Below are 18,512 nucleotides of genomic sequence, written 5' to 3' on the forward strand. Positions count from 1 at the left end.
AATTAGACGCAATTTTTAGAAGAGCAATTCATGTACGGATCCATTTATATTATTTAAGACGAATAAAGAATAATGCACATGCACCAATAATAGGAGCTATAGCGATAGACATCAAAGACATTTGGTAGCTACCCGTCATGACAAGGACATTGCCCAAGAGAAGTGGTGCCAAGAGTGCACCAATTTGGTTAAACAAGTTTACAAAGCCCGCTGTAGTACCGCGCAAATGAGGTGCTGCAGATTGAACTACGAGAGCATTGGTCAACGCACTATGCATGAAGGCCCCAATACCAAGAATCGGACCTGTTATAAAGAGCATATTTGGATTTGACGTGCTTGCAAACAAAATTAAAGCTGGCCCAAACAAGAACATAACGAGAGCCGCTAAATGGTTCTTCTTAATTGGTAAGATATCAGATAAAATACCGATCGTTGGTTTCGCAATTAGCGCAGCCGTACCGAACACGCTCATGACCTGGCCTGCATAGATAGCCGTTACACCTAATTGTTTAACCATGTATAAGTTCGCCCATTGTGTTACGCCCCAAGTCGTACCTGTTGCGAAGAATCCCGCAATCGCCAAGCAACGAATGTTACGGTTAGAAACGATATGCTTCAAGTTTTCTACTAAAGACGTTTGTCCTACGCCAAGCTTAGCAGCCGCTTCGGAAGCCTCTGCTTCTCGTTGTGCGAGAATTTCTGCACTCGGCTTACGCACCGTGAAGTAACATAATACGAGTACTACCAACGGCAAGATGGCTGTAGCAAGGAATGCAGTTTGCCAACCGTAATGTGTAGCCACATAAGGTGCGTAAAGGTTTACCGTAGTAATACCAAAGGAGGTACAACTCATGAAGATACCTACGGCCGCACCCCGTTGGTTCGGACCGAAGTGATCGCCGATAGCACTCAAACAAGAAGCTTGTACAGGACCAGACATAACGCCTAACAAGAAGCGCAAGCCCCAAGCCATGTTATAGTCTGTAATGGTACTCATCAAAGCCGTTACAGCAGCCATACCAATCAAACTAAACAAGATAGTACGTCTATAACCGATTCTATCGGCTAAAATACCGCCTGGTAATACCGTTAACGCATAACCAAAGTAAAAGGCCGAAATATGTTGAGACCCCATTTTAGCTGTAAAATGCAATGCCTCATTGAGGATAGGCATAACAGATGCCCAAGACAAGCGCATAACAAAGCTCAACAAGAACGTGAGCCACACGCTAAGGAGAATTAATATTTGAGTTCGCGAGAAACTAAGTCGATTCATACGAGCTCCTTTCTACAGAATATCTAATAAATATATCGATAGCATATCATAGTGAGTAAAGATTGGCTACATAAAACTATTCTCTCTATCGTCAATTCTCATTTGCTTTCACCTATGCTATACTGAAAGCAATAAAGAGTCTTTGTTGTTAATATTCATAGTATAATTTAGTATCTCCAGCAATATAACTATAGATGCTAAAAATATTACTAATCTGTAATTACCCGCATAGGAGATTGTATTATGTTTTTCTTTAATGATATTCAGCCCATAGGCAATAATACTGAAAACTCTTTCGACTCTATCAAACAAATTGATGCTAATGGAAATGAATTTTGGTATGCACGAGATTTACAAGCTATTTTAGAATATACAAAATGGGATAACTTCTTAAATGTTATTGAAAAAGCCAAAATAGCTTGTCAAAATAGCGAATTATCTATTTCCGACCATTTTGCCGACGTCGGGAAAATAGTACATGTTGGGGTTGCTAATAGAGAGATACAAGATATTGTATTATCTAGATATGCTTGTTACCTGATAGCGATGAATGGCGATTCAAAAAAATCGGTTATCGCACAGGCCCAAACCTATTTTGCAGTTAAAACTCATGAACGTGAAATGCAAGAACAATTTATATCCTTGTCCGAGGATGAACGTCGATTACTAATCAGGCAAGATATAAAGGAACATAATACAGCATTATCAGAAGCAGCCAATAATGCAGGAGTTGAAACACCTCAGGACTTTGCTAAATTCCATAACTCAGGCTATCAAGGTTTATATGGTGGCTTAGGTAACAAGGAAATCCATAAGCGAAAAGGGCTGAAACCTTCACAAAAAATATTAGATCATATGGGAAGTGAGGAATTAGCGGCCAATTTGTTTAGATTAACACAAACAGAAGGCAAATTACGTCGCGATAATATTCAAGGTAAAGAAAATGCAAACATAGCGCATCGAGAAGTCGGTGCAAAAGTGCGTCAAACAATTAAAGAATTAGGTGGTACTATGCCTGAAGACCTACCTACTCCACCAAAAAGTATTAAACAATTAGAAAAAGAACAGAAAAAGTTAGAAAAAAAATAATCTCTTTCCCCATACAATTGCCATTAAAAACATTTGCTATACTGGCATATATATCAAAAAGCAATAGACTTACTTGTATCAAATGTTATAAACCATTGCCAAAACTTAAAGAAAAACTTCATGTATATACGAAAGATAATTTTGATAAATCTATCTATCAATGCTTTTATAGTCAATATATTATCAAAGCGTATCTTTATTAATTACTCATATAAATAAGATATAAATTCATGTTAAAAGCACCCCGCCATCAACATTTAACTAACGACATTGGTCAACGTGATTTACATGACCACCTTATGCAAGTCATTGCAATCATGAGAATTTCCAAAAACTGGAGTGATTTTATGAATAATTTTGAGAAGGTATTTGTTAACTTTGTTCAAGATAAGATAGATTTTGACAGTACATTTTAGTGTTAGTTTATAGAATATAAATAAAATGCCCCCATTACATACTGCATACAATGGGGGCAAATTATTTTATTCTTTTGGTGGCAAAATGGTGGCAAAATTGTGTTATAATTCGTTACAATTCGTTATAATTCCAACTCCATAATATCATTATAAACCTTTATTTTTACTGTGTTTGTTGTGGTTCGTTACAATTTGTTATAATCTGTGATAGTTGTATGTATTGGTGGCGGAGAGGGTGGGATTCGAACCCACGGCCCCTTGCGGAGTCACTGGTTTTCAAGACCAGCTCCTTAAACCACTCGGACACCTCTCCATAACGGTACTATTATATCAAATTGACCTAATAATAAGCAATAACGTAATACGTAAAGAAGCAATAATATAATACATAAGCAAGCAAAAAAGCCGACTTGCAGCCAGCTTTTTCATTTGTATTTAACATTTAGTATTGCCCTAATCTTTTAGTTATTTGTCATATATGCTAGAATAGGTCTTTTTTCCACATGCCTATGATAGCAATGATGGAACACACCACGGAAATACCTACTACTTCGTAGAATCCATTCGGATCATCCTGGAACGGCAACGCCACATTCGTTCCCCACAGACTGAATATGATTGTGGGCACCGCCAAAGTAATCGTAAGGGCCGCCAACATTTTCATAACCATGTTGAGGTTGTTAGAGATGATAGATGTGAAGGCGTTCATCATGTTCATCAAGATATTGGAATACATTTCAACCATCTCGATGGCCTGTTTATTCTCGATGATAACGTCCTCTAGTAAATCTTCATCCTCTTCGTACATCTTGAGCAAATGTCTATAAGTGCTGTGACCACGCAAGCGCAATAGGCGTTCCATAACAGTTCCATTCGTACGCAACGCAGAGGTAAAGTATGTCATGGATTTCTGTAATTCCAATAGTTGGAAGAAGTCTTTATTCTTCGTTGTATGACGCAACTGAACTTCAATATCGTCGGTACGGCGATTAATTTGTTGCAAATAACGTAAGAACAATGTGGCTGTACGGTACAAGATTTGGAACAAGAACCGCGTCTTTTTATATGTATAGAATGTAGACAGTTGGTTTGAAATGAACGGATACAACACCTCGGATTCTTCAAGACATACAGTAATGAAGAAGTCAGGCGTCAAAAAGATACCGAGCGGCACCGTATCGTACATATCATTACCGCGAATCGCAGGAATGTTGATAACCACGAAAATATAGTTGTCCTCTAACTCCACGTGAGAACGTTCTTCCATATCGAGGGCGGTCTTTAAAACGTCCGTTGGAATTTCCGTCAAAATATTGATGAGGGACAACTCATCGGGGTCTGGGTTCACCAAATTTACCCAAGAACCTTTTGTGGCATCTGATACAGTGCAGTCCGAAACTAACTCTTCTTCTATGTGTTTGTACACCGTGATCATGCTATCCCTCCTTTCAACGAACATATAGTAATCATCTAATAAATTATATACTATTTTATAGCTATTATTCAATTCAATTGTGAAAGTTTTGTTTATGTAGTATATACATAAATCACTTTATGTCTATTAACAATGCACAATTGTATATGTTAAAAGCATCTCAAAACATCCTTTTATCAAATCTACCAAAAAATCTAGCGAGCACATAGATTAATAAAGCTGCTAAACTAAAAAATCCACCAAAAGATTAAACCACTAAAACTTACAGTGAGTAAGTATGCAAACAAATAATCAGCAATATATCATTAGGTTAAATCTTATAAAAATAACCTCTATACTAGCTTATCGCTAATATAGAGGTTATTTGTTTTATCCTACTCTGTCAAATCAGAATCATGTCATTTGTTATATTTCTGCATTAATCTATAAGATTACTTTCACCAAATTAACGGCGCAAGATACGAATAGAGTTCAAAATACAAAGAATGGATACGCCAGTATCACCGAATACCGCCCACCACATGGATGCATAGCCCATAAGGCCTAGCGCCATGATAAGAATTTTAACGGCAATAGCGAATACTACATTTTGCCAAGCAACACGCAATGTTGCTTTGGACAAGTCTAGGATATGTGCAATGGCAGTCAAGGATGGACGCATGAACACAACATCTGCCGCCTCGATAGCCGCATCAGCACCACTACCCATCGCGCCACCTACATCAGCACCTGCAAGTACTGGAGCATCGTTGATGCCATCCCCTACGAACATAGTTGGACCATATTCAGAGCGAATATCTTGTACAACAGACAATTTATCTTGAGGCAACAACTGAGCACGTACAGCACTTACGCCAGTTTCTTTAGCAATGTAATTTGCACTTGCTTCAGCATCACCTGTAAGCATAACAGTTTTAATATCTTGACCATTAAGATTAGCAATCGCTTCAGCAGAGTCTGGGCGAGCTTCATCGGCGATGATGATACGACCTAAGTATGTATTACCTTCTGCGACAAGAACTTCTGTGCCATATTCAGCAGCTTCTGTTGGATAGCCTTGCACATTATAGCGTTCCATAAGACGACGGTTACCAATAAGTACTTGTTGACCATCTGCCATACCTACCATACCTTCACCAGCTAACTCTTGAACGAAATCAGAAGGTTCCACTGTAAGGCCTTGATCTTTTGCTTCAGACACGATGCTTGTTGCGATTGGATGTGTAGAAACGGCTTCGATAGCTGCCGCCATGGATAACAATTGACTGGAACTTACATGAGAGCCTACAGTTTCTACGCTGTGAACTTTGAACTCACCAGATGTGATAGTACCAGTTTTATCAAGAGCTACTGCTTTCACATTAGCCAACGCCTCGATAACTCGACCACCTTTTAATAAGATACCGTGTTTAGACGCATTGCCGATACCGGAGAAGAATGCAAGTGGCACGCTAAGCACCAATGCACATGGGCAAGAAATAACGAGGAATGTTAAGGCTGTGTAGATCCATTTATGCCATTCACCAGTAATAAGGGATGGGATGATAGCTACAGCCAATGCAAAAGCTACAACGATTGGTGTGTATACGCGAGCAAAACGAGTAATGAAACGGTCGATTTTAGGTTTAGAGGATGCTGCATTTTCCACGGCATCAAGAATTTTAGTAACCATGGATTCTTCAAGAACCTTATCTACACGCATTGTAATGCGACCAGATTCGTTGATACAACCAGACATAAGTTGAGTGCCAGGTACGGCGCGAACAGGTACAGGTTCACCTGTTACAGGTGCTGTATTAACGCGTGTTTCACCTTCAAGCACTGTGCCGTCTAGAGGAATTAAATCGCCAGGACGAACTTCGATAGTCCAGCCTACTTCAACCTTTTCAGGAGCCATAACTACGATTTCACCACCGCAGTCTGTATCTACAACGCGCACCTCTTGAGGACGCATATCAACAGCGTTCATGATTTCTGTACGACTACGATCAGTTGCTTTTTCTTCGAAGAACTCACCGATACGGTAGAACAAGATAACGCCTACGGCCTCAGGCAATGCATCGATAGCAATAGCACCCAATGTAGCGATAGACATCAAGAAGTTCTCGTCGAACACTTGGCCTTTTAAGATATTGCGACCTGCGATGCGCAATACTGGGAACGCAAGAAGAATATACGCAACATAGTAAATTGGAGTTTCAATACTCTCTGGTAAGCTGATGGATGGGACAAAGGATGACAAAACATCATAAATCATAAATAACAAGCCTGCTACGATGACTGCAATTGTTACAGCATCACCATCACGATCCTGGTCAGGACCATGATCATCCATAGCCGCTTTGGATTTACGTTCATAATCTGCTACGGTTATGCCCTCTTCGATGGCATCACAAATGTCTTGAATGTCACGTTTAAGAGCTTCACGGTCTTCCCAAGAGCCGGTTAATTTTAATTGATGTGTAGCAAGTGTGAAATTGGCAGTCTCTACCACATCCATTTTACAGATACGATCTTCAATTTTTGCTGCGCAGTTCGGACAGTTCAAATCCTTCAATAACAATGTTTCTTCCATGATATCTCCTTTGATAATAGTGAACGCTTCTATCCTGTATTGTAAGTTAATAGGTAATATTTTTCTAATACTTATTAGACATATCTTGTTTCATATCTTGTTATATATGTTCCTAAACATTTTTCATCAGATATTTTTATTTATATGAATACCTGTTCATATGTTTATATTACATCAAAGGAGATTAAATGTCAATACAAAATCATATTCAACATATATCAAATTTTATTTACTTTAGTTCTAACTATATTCACCTTATATCAAATTTCGTTCTACCAGGAATTTATGTGCTACATCAGCTGGTAGTTGATGTTCCGTTTCAACGGCGTAATTCATCTTCGCCATCTCTTGATCTGTAATCGTATGATTCAAACTTTCTAATACAGGGCGCAGTTCAGGATGAGCAATCAATACTTCGCTACGTACCACATTGCCAGACATATAAGATGGATATAAATGTTTATCATCTTGTAACACCGTAATCGGTGCGATACTTAATTGACCATCAGTCGTGAATATCGGCATTACATCCACCTCATCACGACTAATAGCCGTATATTTTAGCCCTATATCCATATCTTTAGTAGCTTTAAATCTCATGCCATACACGCGTTGTAATCCAGCATAGCCATCTTCACGTCCAAAGAAATCATATTCCCCTCCTAATGTTAGGGATGGTGCTATACGAGCAAGATCAGAATACGTTTTTACGCCATAACTCTGAGCAATTTCATTACGCACCCCTATGCCATAGGTATTATTAAAACCGTACATGCCGACCCACTCAAAATTATATTTCTCTTTATAGGCCTGTGAAAGCTCATTAAATAGACTTTCATCATACGTATCCGTACGTTTTAGCACAGCAGACCAAGCTGTACCAGTATATTCAGGATATATATCAAATTGGCCAGAAAGCATAGCTGGTTGAATATTTGATGTACCACCACCGACACCTTCTGTAACCTCTACGGTTAAATCAGTCTTCTTCTCGATCAATTCTTTTAAAACATTCCCCAAAATAAGCTGTTCCGTCATGGGTTTCGTTGCAATATGAATAACATCGGTCTTCACATGACGGCAATACATAGCCCAACCACCTATACCCATCGCAATTATCATCATCATCGAAACAAATATAATCGTATAGCGCTTCATATGAGGGCTAATACGCGTTACTCTTTCACCTAAAGAAAAGAGAGCATCAACGGTAATGGCTAATAGGGCAATCAGTAGACTGCCTGCAATTGTCAAAGCACTTTGATTCGTTGTAATCCCCCTATAAATCGCTACACCTAAGCCACCAGCACCAATAAAGGACGCAATACCTGTCAAGGCAATGGTCATAACGAGCATGGTCCGTATACCAGCCATAATAGTCGGCATAGCCAAAGGAATCTCTATATTCCACAAACGTTGAATCCGCGTGAGCCCTAATGCAATCCCCGCTTCACACATGGCTTGATCAATCTGGTTAAGACCAGTAAATGTATTTCGTACCATCGGTAATAAAGCATATATAACCAATGCAATGATAGCCGTCGTATTACCAACACCTGATACGTACAACAAAAGGCCTAACATCGATATAGATGGAATTGTATATAGGAAATTAACCACTACCATAACTGGCGCAGCTAGCCGTTTATATTCGTATATAAACACACCCAATAAGCCACCGATGATGGTAGCAATAACAGAAGCTAATACTGAAATTTCTATATGCTCCCATAATAGCTGGAGGAAAAAATCATAGCGATTTATAAGTAATGATATGACATCATGCATTACATACACCGCCTTTCTAAGTCAAAAACACGAAAAATTATATAGGTATATTAGAGTCAACAAAACTAAAGAAATCTTTATAAAGCTATATTTACCCATGATACTATTGTATACCTAATTATTTCTTAACTCTAGTCTATTTACCATACACAGTAAAAGCCATCATTTATATTTATATATCATACAAGTTTAGCTCTTTAATATATCTGAAAGGAATAACAGTTCCTTGTACAGATAGAATTTGTAATTGCTCACTAATCATATCAACAGCTCCTATAAGTTCCGTATATTTTCGTTTGTTGTAGTAAACGATTCGTACCCACTCCCCACAACGTACAGATTGTAAAACTGTATTTAACTCGTCTATTTGATCCTCTGATAACTCTGCCCGATTTTCTTTTGGCTTTGCTACAGCGGCTAATAACGCTTCAAATCCCCTCAATGCCGCAAAGGGCATAAATTGTTTTGCTCGCTGTAACCGAGACATGCGATGTTTCATTAATGTATACCTCCCCTTACGCGACTAATGTATTTCCAATGTATCCATTATAATATCTATTCCCCATTATGACCGCCTACCAAGGTATTTCTAAAGCGCATGGTTCCTTCCTCTTGTAAGCTCGATGCACGCAAAATAGAATTCTTACCAAACTGTTTCTTAATGGATAGCATAGCCTCTTGTACCTGTCGCTCTTTTTCCTCTTCATTTGTAGTAAGAGTGCTAAATAGGTCCACCTCTTGAGGTATGGCGGATCGATTGACTAAATCCTCAAAGCTGACCCCTATACGCCGTATGAGCTCATTCTTATGGCAATGCTGCTCGTATAATTTAATAACCGCCGTCGTCAAGGTCTGTAGAGAATCTGTATACTGCTTAAGCTTTTTAGAACCTCCTGTAGAGCGCATCATTTCATTAGCATAGCCGATATGAACATAGATATGATTTGTAACCCCTTTAATTTGTAAAAGCTCTAACACCAAGGACTCTACCATTTCACGCATAGGCACGCATGCCTCTTCATAGGTATAATTGCGCAACAAAATCTGACTGTGCGAGATAGAGTGCTTAATGGGGCGATACGCATGGATATCCGCAATCGTACAAGGCTCACGGCCCCAAGCATGGTCAATGATGAGCTCTGCATTAATGCCAAACTCCTTGTACAACTTCGCTTCTGGAATCATGGTAATACCATGTAAATCATAAGCACCATACTTATGCAAACGATTAGCTATGCCCTTACCAATCTGCCATATATCGGTCAAGGGCTGATGATACCAAATTTTCTCTTTAAAAAGGCTTTCATCAAGATAACCTATAAAATCAGGTGCATGTTTCGCCAAAATATCGAGGGCAATCTTGGCGAGAAACAAATTCGTTCCAATCCCAACGGTGGCATAAATCTTCGTTGCCGCTAGCACCGCATCAAGCAACATCTGTGCCAACTGACGAGGCGTCTTTTTATATAATGGCAAATAAGGCGTGATATCGATGAAATACTCGTCGATAGAGTACACATGTACATCTTCGGGCGCCACATACTTGAGCAAGGTTCCATAAATCTCAGCAGATACCTGCATATACCGCTTCATATGTGGCTTCACCGTCAAATACTCAATATGCGGTGGAATCTGAAATAATCGGCTGCGATTTTTAACACCTAACTTTTTTAAGGCTGGAGAAATAGCCAACGTAATAGCCCCCTTGCCACGAGAACCATCGGCCACCACCAAAGGTGTTGTAAACGGATCCAGTCCCAAATCGGCGCATTCTACAGATGCGTAAAAACACTTCAAATCAATACACATATACAGCCGATCCGTATCACCTGAACCCATACAAACACCCCCTAAACCGCTAAACAACGGGCTTTTACAAAAAACAGAACACAAAAATTTCTATGATTAGTATAACAAAAACCGAGAGTATTTTCAAACATATGTTTGTTTTTATAACAGTAAATTTTGAACATAAAAAATAAAAAGAGTACCTACTATTAGACATCAAATCTAATAGTAGGTACTCTTAAGTACGCATATAACTTAACCCAATATGGTTTCTTTAGGACTTGTATAATAAACTAAACCCTTTTCACTACTATAATCCATGCTAGACTCTTTGCGGCTACAAAAGTGACCTCTAAGGTCTATAGAAATCTTTCTTAACCACAATTGTTGTCGTTTATTGCTCAAAAAATCTTTTCCGTTATCACAAGAATCAAATAATTCAAGAGCTTCACTAAAAACCTCGGACTCACCACAGTTTATAGCTCGAAGATTAGTAAGGTAGTTACGCTTAAAAGCATCAAAGGCATCAACGCAATACTCACCTAACTCAATCAAAAACACGGTATACCCTAGCATAAAAATCATCATGATTTGCTCAAAACTATGATGAGATACAAAAGAAATATAGAGATGATCAATACTATCCGTATTAGGTACATCAAACAAATTAAAATCATTAATACAAGTATGATATGAGGACTCCATTAATCTAGATACACAATCCAGTTCCAAGGAATCTATCGCATCACGCAAATGACCTTCCCAATCAAAGTCTTCAAACCACTCTGCTGCATCAACAATATCTTCCATTCCCATACCTTGGAAAACAATCTCCCTTAAGTCCTTTGACAACCGGTATTCATCAATTAAATCTATCATAGACAAATGATAATGTAGACTCTCAAATACGCCTAGACTAATACGCTTGTATTTATAAGCCTCTGCAGCACCTAATCCAACCAGCAACAAATAAAACTCAATATTTTGTTTTCCACTAATAGTTAAATTCATCATACAAAGGATGGAAACCTTATATTCCACCTCACAATACTTACGTATTGTACGACACTATAAAATCTATCTAGTACTATTATACACTTGAATACGATTTATTTTCTACTAGTATAACGCCAAAACTTCTATTATCTTCTCTCCCAACAATACAACGAAAACTATCGAGTGCCACTATATTGATGGGACACCTTCATATGTACAGTGATAAAAAGAAAGGACTATACTTATGCAGCGACATCAGGTCACGAGGAGCAAAGAAGTATAGTCCTTTCTTTTTAATTAAAATGTAGCTATGTCACGGGGCCCCATCAATATAGGCACGCCCCGATAGTTTTCATTATTGTTCCGGCCCTAGGTCTCGGAATTCTACGTCTCTAAATTGTGTTAATTCTCCAACGAATTGGAGTTCCACGGTACCGACGGAGCCATTACGGTGTTTACGAATGAGGACTTCTGCATTGTCCCCTTTTTCGGAGTTTTCATCGTAATATTTATCGCGGTACAAGAAGATAACGATATCTGCATCCTGCTCGAGGGAGCCAGATTCACGAAGGTCCGAAAGCACAGGCCGTTTATCTGGTCTGCTTTCAACACTACGAGACAACTGCGACAAAGCGATAACCGGCACGTTAAATTCACGAGCAATCAATTTAAGATTACGAGAGATTTCGGACACCTCTTGTTGACGGTTTTCGCTACCCTTACCAGCATTTCGACCTTGCATCAACTGAATATAATCGACGATAACGAGATCAAGGCCATGTTCCACCTTGAGACGGCGCAACTTAGAACGCATATCTTGTACAGTAAGGCCCGGTGTATCATCGATAAAAAGCTTGGATTTGCTCATGCGGTCCGCTGCGGCAATCACCTTTTCCCAGTCAGCAGGATCCATATTCGCACGGCGCAATTTTTCAGAGCTCACACCTGCCACGGAGGACAAAATACGGCCCACAAGCTGTTCCTTGCCCATTTCTAGGGAAAAGAACGCCACCGTCTTGTCGTACAACATCGTTACATTTTGAGCAATGTTCAAGGTGAAAGCTGTTTTCCCCATGGCAGGACGAGCTGCTACGAGGATGAGGTCAGATTTTTGTAAGCCGTTAAAAATGTGGTCCACATCTTTAAAGCCTGTTGGCACGCCTGTAATAGCGCCATCATGCTGTTGCAATGCATTAAGTTTATCTAGATTAGATAAAACCACTTCCCCAATGGCAGCAAAGGATGATTCAGACTGGGTTTGACCGCTTACATCTAATACCATTTGCTCTGCCTTGTTAAGGATAGCCGTCGGCTCATCTTCGCCAGCATACGTCATGCCAACAATTTTATTTCCTGCATCGATGAGGCGCCGCAACTGAGCTTTCTCGCTAATGATTTTCGCATGTTCCTCAACATTGTATGACACCGATTCATTCGCAAGAGATGTAATATAAGCAAGACCTCCTACCGCATCGAGGCGCTTACGACGATCTAGCTCTTCACCAACGGTAATAAAGTCAGCTGTCTTATTGGCATGCACGATTTCTAAAATGGCATCGTAAATAATACGATGTGCATCGCGGTAAAAATCTTCAGATTTAAGAATACTTGTCACCGTATCTACAACGGCGCCCATATTGGATCCATTAGTTAATAAAGCCCCCAAAACGGCCTTTTCCGCATCTAAATTATGCGGCGGAATGCGTACATCCATGATAATCCCCTTCACACAACCACTATGGATAAAAGAATTCACCATACTCCAAGAGCATGGTGAATACTATTATTCGGCTACCACATTAACCTTGATAGTACTTGTAATTTCAGGATGAACACGCACTAGTACGTCATGTACGCCCAATGTTTTCAATGGTTCTTTAATTTCGATTTTCTTTTTATCAATATCTACTTTATATTGAGCTTTAGCAGCATCGGAAATATCTTTAGCAGTAACGGAACCGAATACGCGACCTTCTTCGCCCATGCGAACTTTTACAGTCACTTCAACCTTAGTCAATTGAGCGGCCAAGATCTTAGCTTCGTCATTTGCAACGGCTTTATTATGAGCAATGGATTCTTGTTTTTGTTTCGCATTATTTACGTTAGTTGCTGTACCTTCAAGGCCGAGGCCTTTCTTGATCAACACGTTACGGCCATATGCGTCACTAACTTCAACGATTTCGCCTTTTTTACCAACTTTTTTAACGTCTTCTAACAATACTACTTTCATTGTTATTCCTCCTCTTGTTCTGCGGAATGAAGCGCCTTAAGAGCATGCTCCAAAATGGCCTGCTTCGCTTCCTCTATGGTCATACCTTGTAATTGAGCACCAGCCACAGTTCTATGACCGCCACCACCCAAGGCTTCCATTACAACTTGTACATTTACCTTACCTTTGGATCGAGCACTAACGCCGATACCGCCATCATTTAGGGAATATAGTACAAAGGCAGCTTCAATATCTTCATTACTGATGAGCATGTCCGCACTTTGTGCAGCCAACGCCATCATATCCTTCAAGCCTTCAGGCGCTACGGAAATAGCAATCCCCTCAGTACGACTTGCTTCAAATACCATTTTAGCACGCAATTGGATAGAATCGAAAGTTTCAATAAACAATTGTTTAACTCTGTCGATATCCGCCCCTGCACGGCGCAAGAATGCTGCGGCCTCAAAGGTGCGTGCCCCAGTTTGTTGGATAAAGTTCTTCGTATCTAATACGATACCTGCATAAATACCTGTGGCTTCCGCTTTTGAAAGTTTTACAGGAACGCCTGCATATTGTACAAGCTCTGTTACGAGCTCAGATGTGGACGATGCAGTTGGTTCCAAATAGGTAAGCAATGGATTTTCCACAAAGTCCGCTGCGCGGCGATGATGGTCGATAACGATGCGTCGTTCAGAAATTTCAAGCGCCTCTTGAGCCGCCACCATTTCCTGACGATGCGTATCACACACGACAGTGAGCGTATTCGCATCTACCCATACTCTTGCAGCTTCTGCAGTAATAATATTCTCTTTCCAGAACTCTGACTCATTAAGAACATTCACCATTTTATCGATGGCACTAGTTTCTTTTGAAAGCGCAATGCGCACGTCTTTACCAAGTGCTCGAGCAATGGCGGCTACACCGATAATACCACCTAATGCATCGTAGTCTTCACGTTGATGCCCCATGATAAGAATCTTATCAGAATCAATCATAAGCTCATGTATTGCTTGAGATACAACACGAGCACGAACGCGCGTATTCTTCTCAACGCCTGCCGTATTGCCACCAAAGAAGCGGGTACTTTCACCATCCATAATGCACACTTGGTCACCACCACGACCTAAGGCGATATCTAAGGCTGCACGAGCACGACCAGATACATCTTTCACAGAACCTACATTTTCACTAATACCAATAGAAATCGTAGCTGGAACTTGACGCGGAGATGGTACTTTACGGATTCGTTCGAGCACTTTAAAACCATCTTCCTCCATCTCATGAAGCGCACCACGAGAAATGGCAAAGGTATACATATCATCTTGGAAGTTACGAATAAAGCCTTCGTAGCGATCGATTTCATCCATGATGATATTATTTATATCTGTCCAAATACTAGTATACTCACGATCACTAAGGCCTTTTGTCAATTCTTCGAGATTATCGATTTGAATCATACCCCATACAGGCTGTCCCTCTTCGGCTTTAATACGGGCTTTTTCTAGGTCCGTAATATCCTTGAAGTACAGCGCCATCACTGCATGTTCCGCCAGTTCATCTTCACTATCAATATCTGATCGGGTATCCCGAGGATCGATAAATTTATAAATAATTTGGAAGTATCGATTTTCATATTTTTCCGTCATATATCCGGACTTACCCCAGATTTTATCGATACGGAAACCAGGCAACAAAGCAGACATTTTTTGGAGCTTATTCCAATCCACCTTAACCCAGTCGGCGAAAACACTATTATTCCACACCAATGTGCCTTGCTTATTAACAAGAACAATCCCCATTGGCAAATTTTGTAAAGCAAAATTAGAAGCTTGTGTGACGTTTTTCATCATCGCACTAAACTGTTCTCTTGCTAAACGACGCCGGTTATGAAGGGTATTATAATTAACCAAATACGCCGCTACTACAATGATTAATGCTAAAATCGCAATAGCCCAATTTAAATAGGCCAGCAATAATAGCAATAATACGAGAACGGCAACAATGGTAATTTCTAAACCTTTCCATCTCCGTTGAAAGGATTTCATAACGGCCTCCTTTCTATTACTATTGACGCGCTTTGTAACGTGTCCGCAAATCTAAAAACATATCTATAACACCAAATATCGCTAGTGCTTGTCCAAAGAAGAAGGCATACACACCAAGCAATATCCACTTCAATTTATTACTCATGCGATAACTACTCATTAAGTCTGCTAAAGCTGCAAAGCCATGAACAGAACACATAGAGCTACCGAGGAGTAATACATTAGTACTAATGGCTGTGACCCATGAAGAGTCCATACTAATATGTGGAGCACCATATATACCAATAATGCCTAACGCATATAAACCGGCACTCCAGATAGGCATTCTCCACTCTTCAATCGGTAAAAATCGAGGTATGGAGATATGTAACCGCTTGCCTAACCATATAGATATCTGAATAGTTATATAACTATATGATACGGCAGCTATAGCTACAGCTACAAAAAACGCATCCTTCAAACCGGTAGCTAACTTATCTACATTTTTCACAAATAAATCCGCTTGTTCCTGTGTAATATTAGAATTCGTTTGTAATGCTTGGTCAGCAATCATACGAGCTTGCTCTGTCATCTGTATATCTATCATTGATAAGTCAATACCAGATATATACGCTTGTGCAATGAAAGTTACTAATACAGCAACAAACATAGCAATACTAGGGAGTAGTAACCGTTTAATCGTTCCCAATGAAAGACGATTACCCTCTCCTACTCCTACACCTACCGCAGCAAATAAGCCAACAGGTATACCATTCCATGGTCCAAATAAAATTACTGCTAAGAAAGTAGTAACAATAGCTGCCGATATACTATATTTACGGCCCCATTTTGTTCCAATTATGCCAATGGCCGCAGGTGTAACAAAAAATGATAAAAAGGCGAAAGCTGGTATATAAACACTGATAGCACTAAGGATAACACCTATAGCACTAACAAAGGCAGTTTCAACCATCGCTCTTGTATTTGTTTTATTCATAAATCACCATTCTTACATAAGAAGATATATTAATTGGTATCTTTTAATTATAACAGTTTAAAAAGGTAACTTCAAATACCCCATATAGTAGACAATTGCGATAGTGGTGCTATTTATAGTACTGGCAATACATATAAATAACGAAAAATAGGGAGCCACCTAAAGTAGCTCCTCATCTCATATTACCATATGTAATTGACGCATCATTTCAAATACATTCACATATGAAACATCAAAATGCTCACATATATCCGGTATTTTGACTTTCGTAGTGCTTGGTCCCGCTAAGGTTTCGTGGGTTACAACCACACCTCTGCGGACACTCGCATAAGCTATAAGCCAAGGATCCGCTTTAGCCAAAAAGCGATGTTTTTCTGCATCCTTATATTGTTGATTTGACATCACATATTCAGCGATATCTACATATGAATTTTGTATCTCATCATCATTTGTCGCTTCAGTAAATGTCAAATAATGAGTGTTAAACCAAGTAGATAACTCATCATTACCGCTCATAATTTCATTTTTAATGTGATCAATAGTTAAAATATTACCTCTACTGCGAGATATCAACTCATTCCAGAACGATGGAACAATATCAAACCCATAATAGCGGTTCTTTGCATCTATAAAGGTATTACTATCAAGAACATACATAGTTTTTTCTCCTAAAAACTATACTCATTCACATATTTTGTAAAAGTACTACCACGTAAGCCTAACAACTCATACGCATCTCGATACGCCAATTCACCTGCTCGAGCAGCTTTGACAACAGTACGACTAAAACTTTCACCCAACCGAGCGTGAGCAGTGACATAAAAATCCCCACCACCTCTTGTCTCTCGTTCAGGTAAGCTTTGTAATCGCTGATTAAAACGTTCCACTAGTCTATGATATTGAATTCGAGTAATATATCCATGCTCTAATGCTATACGATAGATAACATATTCACTCACCTTAAAACGCTTAGCTACGGTCTCATAATCCTCCAAATGTTCATTCCACACTGGAATAAATCGAGATTCCGGCACAAGAAATTCACCTGCAAAGCTGTTACAATACGGCTCAGAAGAGCTATCAGTAACGCCTTCCTCACCTAATAATATATGACAAAACTCATGAATAATCGTAAACAGCCTCCCATGATTCGAATCAGCTCCATTGATAAAAATAACAGGTGCATAAGAATCAATTAATGTAAACCCTCTAAACTCATCGACAGATAATTTACGTCTAGTGTTAGAGCCCACAATACCGTTAACAAATACAGTAACACCGATAGCCTCGATGCGTTCACGTATATATGTAAACGGATCTGCTATACCTATTTGCCAACCAGCCTCTATATTTAATAACGAATAAGCTTGATGCACAAGACTTCTGCTATCCATGTGTTTAGAAAAACCCCCTACATAAGATAACGCATCTATTCCTAAATTAAGCTTTCGATATTGACTCAACCAATCTTGGCGAATCTGCATATCATAAATAGTATCTCTTAACTCAGGACTATATGGCCTATCAGGGATTTCACCATTTAGTCTTCTAAAATCAGTAATCTCTTTATCCGATAACTGTGGAGGATTCTTTAAATAAATATACCCTAACGGTACATTGGAAAAAGTAGCTAATGCCTGTATTTGGCAAATTGTCGGATGCACACTGCCGGCAATCCACTCTCCATACTTTGGAAACCGCTTATAAAAAGCTTCATAACCTTTACCACTATATTTAGGTAACCAGTTTAAAATAGCTCCACTCACCGGAAACCGTCCGGACATACCCTCACCTCCCTTTCCCCTTTATTACTCTTCTACTAAATAATATTCGCTACTTATTATAAAATTCCTACTTTGATTACATTAATTTTACAATCATATACCAATGAAAAACAAGCAGTTGTTAAATAAATATTT

14 protein-coding genes and 1 tRNA gene are annotated in these 18,512 nt (G+C 39.3%); 1 reads left to right on the plus strand and 14 read right to left on the minus strand.

Annotated features, from left to right (window positions below):
• Positions 1–49 precede the first annotated feature (49 nt).
• A complete protein-coding gene (locus tag ACLRYO_RS04990) occupies positions 50–1,276 on the minus strand; it encodes an MFS transporter (RefSeq protein WP_077707760.1) in 1,227 nt (408 codons plus the stop codon).
• A gap of 243 nt (positions 1,277–1,519) precedes the next feature.
• Here ACLRYO_RS04990 and dinD point away from each other — a divergent pair, with 243 nt between their 5' ends.
• Positions 1,520–2,365 carry a DNA damage-inducible protein D gene (gene dinD, locus ACLRYO_RS04995; protein ID WP_119562616.1) on the plus strand — a complete coding sequence of 282 codons (846 nt, stop codon included), beginning with the start codon at positions 1,520–1,522 and terminating at the stop codon, positions 2,363–2,365.
• A 640-nt stretch (positions 2,366–3,005) separates the two neighbouring features.
• Here the strand turns inward: dinD and ACLRYO_RS05000 are convergent.
• The 13 genes from ACLRYO_RS05000 to ACLRYO_RS05060 all read right to left on the minus strand — a co-directional run bounded on the left by ACLRYO_RS05000 (position 3,006) and on the right by ACLRYO_RS05060 (position 18,377).
• Positions 3,006–3,094: transfer RNA gene (locus ACLRYO_RS05000), tRNA-Ser, on the minus strand.
• A 168-nt stretch (positions 3,095–3,262) separates the two neighbouring features.
• Positions 3,263–4,216: a magnesium transporter CorA family protein gene (locus tag ACLRYO_RS05005; RefSeq protein WP_004694714.1), complete on the minus strand. Its 954-nt coding sequence runs from the start codon at positions 4,214–4,216 to the stop codon at positions 3,263–3,265.
• Positions 4,217–4,661: 445 nt separating this feature from the next.
• A complete protein-coding gene (locus ACLRYO_RS05010; RefSeq protein ID WP_004698110.1) occupies positions 4,662–6,791 on the minus strand; it encodes a heavy metal translocating P-type ATPase in 2,130 nt (709 codons plus the stop codon).
• 255 nt (positions 6,792–7,046) lie between these two features.
• Complete coding sequence (locus ACLRYO_RS05015; protein WP_156697309.1) at positions 7,047–8,579, minus strand: glycine betaine ABC transporter substrate-binding protein; 1,533 nt, start codon at positions 8,577–8,579, stop codon at positions 7,047–7,049.
• A gap of 172 nt (positions 8,580–8,751) precedes the next feature.
• Entirely contained in the window at positions 8,752–9,078 is a 327-nt protein-coding gene (locus ACLRYO_RS05020; RefSeq protein ID WP_004694706.1) for a YolD-like family protein, read from the minus strand.
• 56 nt (positions 9,079–9,134) lie between these two features.
• Positions 9,135–10,418, minus strand: a complete 1,284-nt coding sequence (locus tag ACLRYO_RS05025) for a DNA repair protein (RefSeq protein WP_156697310.1) — start codon at positions 10,416–10,418, stop codon at positions 9,135–9,137.
• A 204-nt stretch (positions 10,419–10,622) separates the two neighbouring features.
• Positions 10,623–11,381: a DUF3969 family protein gene (locus ACLRYO_RS05030; protein WP_101928549.1), complete on the minus strand. Its 759-nt coding sequence runs from the start codon at positions 11,379–11,381 to the stop codon at positions 10,623–10,625.
• Positions 11,382–11,718: 337 nt separating this feature from the next.
• Positions 11,719–13,077 (minus strand): replicative DNA helicase, encoded by a 1,359-nt coding sequence (dnaB, locus tag ACLRYO_RS05035; protein ID WP_004694701.1) that lies wholly within the window; start codon positions 13,075–13,077, stop codon positions 11,719–11,721.
• A 69-nt stretch (positions 13,078–13,146) separates the two neighbouring features.
• The gene (rplI, locus tag ACLRYO_RS05040; protein WP_004694699.1) at positions 13,147–13,593 is read right to left on the minus strand and encodes a 50S ribosomal protein L9; all 447 of its coding nucleotides are present in this window, start codon (positions 13,591–13,593) and stop codon (positions 13,147–13,149) included.
• Positions 13,594–13,595: 2 nt separating this feature from the next.
• Complete coding sequence (locus ACLRYO_RS05045; RefSeq protein WP_155085848.1) at positions 13,596–15,617, minus strand: DHH family phosphoesterase; 2,022 nt, start codon at positions 15,615–15,617, stop codon at positions 13,596–13,598.
• A gap of 19 nt (positions 15,618–15,636) precedes the next feature.
• Positions 15,637–16,593, minus strand: a complete 957-nt coding sequence (locus ACLRYO_RS05050) for a DUF2232 domain-containing protein (protein ID WP_156697311.1) — start codon at positions 16,591–16,593, stop codon at positions 15,637–15,639.
• Between the two features lie 177 nt (positions 16,594–16,770).
• Positions 16,771–17,250 carry a DUF4411 family protein gene (locus ACLRYO_RS05055; protein WP_101928550.1) on the minus strand — a complete coding sequence of 160 codons (480 nt, stop codon included), beginning with the start codon at positions 17,248–17,250 and terminating at the stop codon, positions 16,771–16,773.
• 11 nt (positions 17,251–17,261) lie between these two features.
• Positions 17,262–18,377: an ImmA/IrrE family metallo-endopeptidase gene (locus ACLRYO_RS05060; RefSeq protein WP_156697312.1), complete on the minus strand. Its 1,116-nt coding sequence runs from the start codon at positions 18,375–18,377 to the stop codon at positions 17,262–17,264.
• Between the last annotated feature and the right edge of the window lie 135 nt (positions 18,378–18,512).

It is taken from the genome of Veillonella parvula (genome assembly GCF_047241225.1).
In the GTDB taxonomy this organism is placed as follows: domain Bacteria; phylum Bacillota; class Negativicutes; order Veillonellales; family Veillonellaceae; genus Veillonella; species Veillonella parvula_O.